Raw genomic sequence first — 2,480 nt, 5'->3', positions numbered from 1 at the left:
TCATCAACACAATATTTTAACGCTTTTGCTCTGATGAACGCCAAAGGAATTTACGAAGGTCAGCGCGAAGAAAACCCGAAAGATCGTGTGTTTATTCTTACCCGCTCGGGCTTTGCAGGAATGCAACGTTACGGAACAACTACCTGGAGTGGCGACATTGGCACCACCTGGGAAGATATGAAAACACAAATTTCAGCAGGTATCAACTTCTCCATGTCGGGACTCCCCTATTGGACAATGGATATTGGTGGTTTCTGTGTGCAAAAGAAATTTGAGCATGCCACCGAAGGTAGCGAAGATATGAAGGAATGGCGCGAATTAAATACCCGCTGGTACCAGTTCGGAGCATTTGCACCGCTGTTCAGGGTTCACGGGCAGTATCCTTACCGCGAAATTTACAACATTGCGCCGGAAAATCATCCGGCGTACAAATCGATGTTGTACTACAACAAACTGCGCTACCGTTTAATGCCATACATTTACAGTTTAACCGGTGCAGTTTATCACGACGATTATACCATTATGCGTGGTTTGGCGATGGATTTTTCCGACGACCGCCGCGTGCTGAATATTGGCGACCAGTTTATGTTTGGCCAGTCGTTGCTGGTTTGTCCGGTTTATGAATACGAAGCCACAAAACGCGATGTATACTTCCCAAACAATGGTGGATGGTACAATTTATACACAGGCGAATTCCTGGCAGGTGGCCAAAAGTTAAGTGTGGAAGCACCTTACGAAAGAATGCCGCTATTTGTACGCGAAGGTTCTATCATTCCTGTAGGACCTGAAATTCAGTACACCGACGAGAAAAAAGGTGCGCCGATTGATATTTACGTGTACACCGGAAAAGATGCTTCGTTTAAATTATACGAAGACGAAGGAACAACTTACGCTTACGAAGGTGGCGCATTCACTACCATCGAATTTTCGTATTCCGAAAGTGACAACAGCCTTGTTATTGGCGCTCGAAACGGCGAATATCCGGAAATGGTTAAAAACCGCGAATTCCGAATTATAAAAGTTTCGCGCGAACAACCGGTGGCTATGCTTGGAAAAGCAAACAACGTTCAGATAGTAAACTATACGGGTGAAGAAATTACCATAGAATTATAAACCTGAGTTATACTTTATAATAAGTCAGGTAAAAGCGAACAGATTTAGTTGATTTGAATTACGGGGAACAGAAAGGCCATTCTGTTTCCCGTTTTTATTTTTATGCTTACTTTAGCAAAAGTCGAAAACCGGACTTTTTAAATGAACGATTGAAACCTGAAATGAAGTCTTTACTGCATAAACTCTTACCGTTTATATTCATTGTTAATCTTGTAATTGTGCCAGCACTAAGCACACAGGCTACTTCCATTCCCGGGAACGAGCCTTATAAGTTTATGCACCTTAACATTAACAACGGCTTATCGAACAACGAAATAAGGGCAATCTTAAAAGACCAACAAGGTTTTATGTGGTTCGGAACAGCGCAGGGTTTAAACCGCTATGATGGCACAGGTTTTAAAACATTTCTGCACGATTTTAACGACAGTACCTCGATACCATTTAACGGAATTGAATATTTGTTTGAAGACATTGACGGCCGTTTATGGATTCGTTCCTATGCCGAATTTACTATTTACGATCCCGTACTCAAACGCTTTTCAACACCGGGAGTAAATTATCGAAACACAGGCATTCCAATCGCCGGACTGCAATCGTTTTTTACCGATAGCAAGAACAACACCTGGATAGTGAATTCCAACCACGGTTTGTACAAGTTCAATCATGCAAACCAAACAGTTGATTCGATACAGTTTGTATCAAAAGCTAACAGACCCAATTACGATAATTCCTTAAGCGATATTGCAGAAGATGGCAACCACATGATTTGGGTGGTATCAAAAGCCGGCGAGCTGTTGCAAATCAATCCGGAAACCAAACAAACCGAGCTGACATTTTTTCTGGGCGATGAAGTGATGGATGAATCTAATAACTTCCAGCTATTCATCGATTCCGACAACGACATCTGGATTTATTCGCCCGGTATACCTTATGGCGTATTCTTTTTTGATCATCAATCCAAAAAAATAAGCAGATACACACAGTCGTCATCCCCATTTAAACTCTCCGCCAATTTGGTTTCGTCGGTTATTGAAGACGATAACAGATCCATATGGATTGGTACTGATCACGGCGGGATTAACATTCTAAACAAGCAAAACAGAACCATAAGCGTTCTACAAAACAATAGTGAGAATCCGTTTGGAATTGCACAAAACAGCATAACCTGCCTGTATCGCGATAATGAAAATATTATTTGGGCCGGAACCTATAAAAAAGGCATTAGTTACTACCACAAAAATCTTATTCCTTTTAACCACTACAGGTACTCGGCCGAGGCGCCGAACAGCTTACCTTACAACGATGTTAACTGCTTTGTTGAAGACAATCGGGGAAATCTGTGGATTGGCACAAATGGTGGCGGATTG

The 2,480-nt window shown here is 42.0% G+C and carries 2 protein-coding genes; both read left to right on the top strand.

Going from position 1 to position 2,480, the window contains the following annotated elements; translation table 11 throughout:
- On the top strand, positions 1 to 1,113 hold a 1,113-nt coding region (locus ABZB17_RS22210), incomplete at its 5' end, for a TIM-barrel domain-containing protein (RefSeq protein WP_372653813.1).
- A gap of 218 nt (positions 1,114 to 1,331) precedes the next feature.
- A partial coding sequence (locus ABZB17_RS22205) for a two-component regulator propeller domain-containing protein (protein WP_372653810.1) occupies positions 1,332 to 2,480 on the top strand: 1,149 nt, incomplete at its 3' end.

The organism is Draconibacterium sp. (assembly GCF_041583095.1).
GTDB lineage: Bacteria > Bacteroidota > Bacteroidia > Bacteroidales > Prolixibacteraceae > Draconibacterium.
This window is presented reverse-complemented; position numbering and strand designations above follow the sequence as displayed.